This window comes from uncultured Mailhella sp., from assembly GCF_944324615.1.
In the GTDB taxonomy this organism is placed as follows: domain Bacteria; phylum Desulfobacterota; class Desulfovibrionia; order Desulfovibrionales; family Desulfovibrionaceae; genus Mailhella.
Genome location: NZ_CALUWY010000126.1, coordinates 1 through 3,428 on the forward strand (window position 1 = coordinate 1; position 3,428 = coordinate 3,428).

The 3,428-nt window shown below is 56.8% G+C and carries 3 protein-coding genes and 1 riboswitch; all 3 genes read left to right on the forward strand.

What is annotated here, in order from left to right; genetic code table 11:
• Positions 1-68: riboswitch (THF riboswitch) on the forward strand. This riboswitch is flagged as partial in the annotation.
• Between the two features lie 56 nt (positions 69-124).
• The 3 genes from Q0K07_RS13260 to Q0K07_RS13270 all read left to right on the forward strand — a co-directional run bounded on the left by Q0K07_RS13260 (position 125) and on the right by Q0K07_RS13270 (position 3,071).
• Complete coding sequence (locus Q0K07_RS13260) at positions 125-634, forward strand: folate family ECF transporter S component (protein ID WP_294559835.1); 510 nt, start codon at positions 125-127, stop codon at positions 632-634.
• Entirely contained in the window at positions 631-2,460 is a 1,830-nt protein-coding gene (locus Q0K07_RS13265; protein ID WP_294559836.1) for a 5-formyltetrahydrofolate cyclo-ligase, read from the forward strand. The genes Q0K07_RS13260 and Q0K07_RS13265 overlap by 4 nt, the downstream gene beginning before the upstream one ends.
• 188 nt (positions 2,461-2,648) lie before the next feature.
• The gene (locus Q0K07_RS13270) at positions 2,649-3,071 is read left to right on the forward strand and encodes a sigma factor-like helix-turn-helix DNA-binding protein (RefSeq protein ID WP_294559837.1); all 423 of its coding nucleotides are present in this window, start codon (positions 2,649-2,651) and stop codon (positions 3,069-3,071) included.
• Positions 3,072-3,428: the final 357 nt, after the last annotated feature.

The window sequence follows — 3,428 nt, forward strand, 5'->3', positions numbered from 1 at the left end:
AGTGCCGCGGGATGGGAGGTCGCCCGCGGACGAAGGGAAACCGCGACGCCGTGTCCGCATCCGCTGCCACAAGAGGTAAGCGCATGCTCCTTTCGTGGCAACAGTCACGAAAGGAGCTTTCAGTATGAAAAAAATGAACACCCGAACCATAGCCCAGCTGGCAGTGCTAATCGCGCTGGAAGTTGTGCTCTCGCGCTTTCTGTCCATCAACCTGTGGAGCAACAAGATAGGCTTTGCCTTTGTGCCCGTGGCCGTCACGGCCATGTTGTACGGCCCGCTGACCACGGGCGTGACCGCCGCCATAGCGGATGTCATAGGCGCGGTGCTGTTCCCCAGCGGCGCGTTCTTCCCGGGCTTTACGCTCACTGCGTTTCTTAACGGCATAGTGTTCTCACTGGCCTTTCACAAGCGCCAGACCGCGCCAAGAATCCTGCTCGGCGTAATAGCCCGCGAGCTGGGCTTCAGCCTCTTTTTGAACACGCTGTGGATCTCCATTATGTACGGTTCGCCTTATTTCCCGCTGCTTATAGGCTCACGGCTCTGGCAGTGCCTAATCATGGTGCCTGTGCAGTTCATCGTTATATTCGTGCTCTCCAAGGCGATGAACGGCTATCTGAGGAAGGTAACGGCATGACAGAGCGTGAAGCTACAGAATACATAGAAAACCAGGGCTGGAGCGAGACACGCCTGGGGCTTGACCGCACCCGGGCGCTGCTCGCCGCCCTAGGCAACCCGCAGGAGAAGCTGCGCTTCGTCCACGTCGCGGGCAGCAACGGCAAGGGCAGTACCTGCGCCATGCTGGACAGCATCCTCCGCTGCGCCGGTTACCGCACGGGGCTGTACACCTCGCCGTACATAGAGCGCTTCAACGAGCGTATGCGCGTCAACGGCGAGGACATTCCCGCCGCGGAACTCGCGCGCATCACGGAGCGCGTCAAATCCATAGCCGAGTCCATGGACGACCACCCCAGCCAGTTCGAGCTGGTGACAGCCATAGCCATGCAGTACTTCTATGAGCGCCGCTGCGACATAGTGGTGCTTGAAGTGGGTATGGGCGGGACGCTGGACAGTACCAACGTCATTCCCGCCCCCGAAGCTGCCGTGATTACCAACATAGGCCTGGAGCACACCGAGTACCTGGGCAGCACCATAACTGAAATAGCCGTAGCCAAAGCCGGGATTATTAAGCCCGGCTGCTCGGCTGTCTGCTACGACGGGGACCCGACCGCGACGGCGGTGGTGGAAAAGGTCTGCCAGAGCTGCGGCGTGAGCCTGCGCCGGGCAGACTTCACGCAGCTGGAGCCCATAAGCGAGACGCTGGAGGGTCAGCGCTTTAGGTACAGGGGCGCGGAGTACGCTATCTCGCTGCTGGGCGGCCATCAGCTCAAAAACGCGGCCGTGGTGCTTGAAACTGTTGACGTCCTGCGCGCGCGGGATTGGGACATACCGCAGTGGGCGGTGGAGCGTGGACTGCTCGACGCAAAGTGGCCGGCAAGGCTGGAGGTGCTGGGACGCTCACCGCTGTTCATACTCGACGGCGGGCACAACCCTCAGTGCGCCTCGGTGCGCGCGGAGAGCCTGCGCTTCCTACTGCCGGGGGAAAAGTTTGTGTTCCTCATGGGCGTGCTGGCAGACAAGGACTACGCGGCAATGGTTGACGCTGTGCTGCCGCTGGCTGAACGCTTCGTTTGCGTGACGCCTGAGAGTGCGAGATCGCTTCCGGCCGGGGAGCTGTGCGAATTTTTACGAGCGCGTGGCGCGAAAGCCGAGGCTTGCGAGAGTATAGACGATGGCATACTCAAAGCGCTGCTCGCCACCGGTGAGGATGGTCGCGTCGTTGCGTTTGGCTCGCTGTATATGGCCGGGGCCGTGCGGTGCGGCTATGCCTCCGCGTTCAGGAAGAGCATACGCAAGCGTGGTATTCGCGCGCGTGACGCGCTCTCGCCGGAGGTGCGCGCGGAGTTGTCCGGACGTACCGCTGAGCGGATAGCGGCATCAAGCGAGTTCCAAAATGCACGCACGGTCTTGATCTACCGCGCCGTGCGCGGCGAGCTGGATTTGGGCGAACTTGTGCATCTCGCGCCGGACAAGCGCTATGTGTACCCACTGTGCCTGGACGCCGGGGAGATGGTTGCACTCTTGCCCGGCGAGGATGCATGGCAAAAGGGCGCTTACGGCATAGAAGAGCCGGTACGCGCTCTGTCCGAAGAGGTTCAGCCGGAGGAGATAGACATGGTTATATGTCCCTGCACGGCCTTCGACGGCGCGGGCCGCCGCATGGGTATGGGCGCAGGCTACTATGACCGCTATCTGCCAAAATGCCGCCGCGCCGTTATAGCCGCCGTGGCTTTTGATGAACAGCGCGCGGCGATTGTGCCGGTTCAGCCATGGGATGTGCCTATGCAAATTGTGTTTACACCTCGGACGACGCAGACAGGTTCTGGCATTAATATATTATAAACTTTTTGATGGTTCTGCTACGACTGCCTTCATGACATATATATTTTTGTTACAAAAGCAGTATTGTCTGATGAACAAAAAAGAAAATTGTGCAACACAAGCGACCAGAGCACTGGGAGTGTTACATAGCGGAGTACCCATAACCTCCCGTTTTGATTCCTATCCAAATCAAAGCGGGAGGTTATTTTATGGCGTTCAACTACGCAAAGGAAAAACTTAAATTCGACGCCGAGTGGAAACAGAAAGCGTCATGGTACAGGAAAGAAGGCATGAGCGAGAGAGACATTGACGAGATGTATTGTTTTGACCTCGTGCAATTCAACCGCGATAGGGCATACGAGAGCCGCAGGCGTCCACTGGAGACCGCCTGCGGCTGTTGTTATATTCAGGCCTCTGAAGCGAATACTGAGTCACACAGGTGGCTCAACGAAATAAGTGACCCGCGGCTTGCCGGAAGGCTTCATGCACTGACTGACCAGGAGTTAGATTTGCTAACTCTAATAGTCATTGAAGGCAAGACTCACAAGGAGGCAGCGGAGATACTTTCGTGCTCGAGGCAGTATGTAACCAAGCAGCTTGCACGAATACGAAAAATCTTCAAGAGCAAGTAAACAAAGTGCTGTCACACTGCTTATATGACCGCTGGCGGCAGCACGATGGCAATCAAGAAAGCTGACACCACGATGCCGTGAGGTTTTACAAAGGCAGATTCCGGCAACTCTCAACTTGCATCGGGACACGGCAAACAGGGCAGGAAGTAGAAAAATGAACGGGCCCCACGGTTTCGCTATGCCGTGGGGCAATTTTTCAGCCGTCAGCTGAGTGACTTATGGAATAAAGCTGGCTGAGTAACGAAGAAATTCGGCTGCTTTTTCCCCGCGCAGGAGATAGTTTTCAGATAAATCAAGTAAATCCTTAAACATGGTCTGAAAACTTTTAACTATAAATCCAGATTTAATGTAGGTAAC

Coding starts and splice junctions, on each gene's coding strand:
- Q0K07_RS13260 (WP_294559835.1), top strand. CDS start 125: ATGAAAAAAATGAACACCCGAACCATAGCCCAGCTGGCAGTGCTAATC.
- Q0K07_RS13265 (WP_294559836.1), top strand. CDS start 631: ATGACAGAGCGTGAAGCTACAGAATACATAGAAAACCAGGGCTGGAGC.
- Q0K07_RS13270 (WP_294559837.1), top strand. CDS start 2,649: ATGGCGTTCAACTACGCAAAGGAAAAACTTAAATTCGACGCCGAGTGG.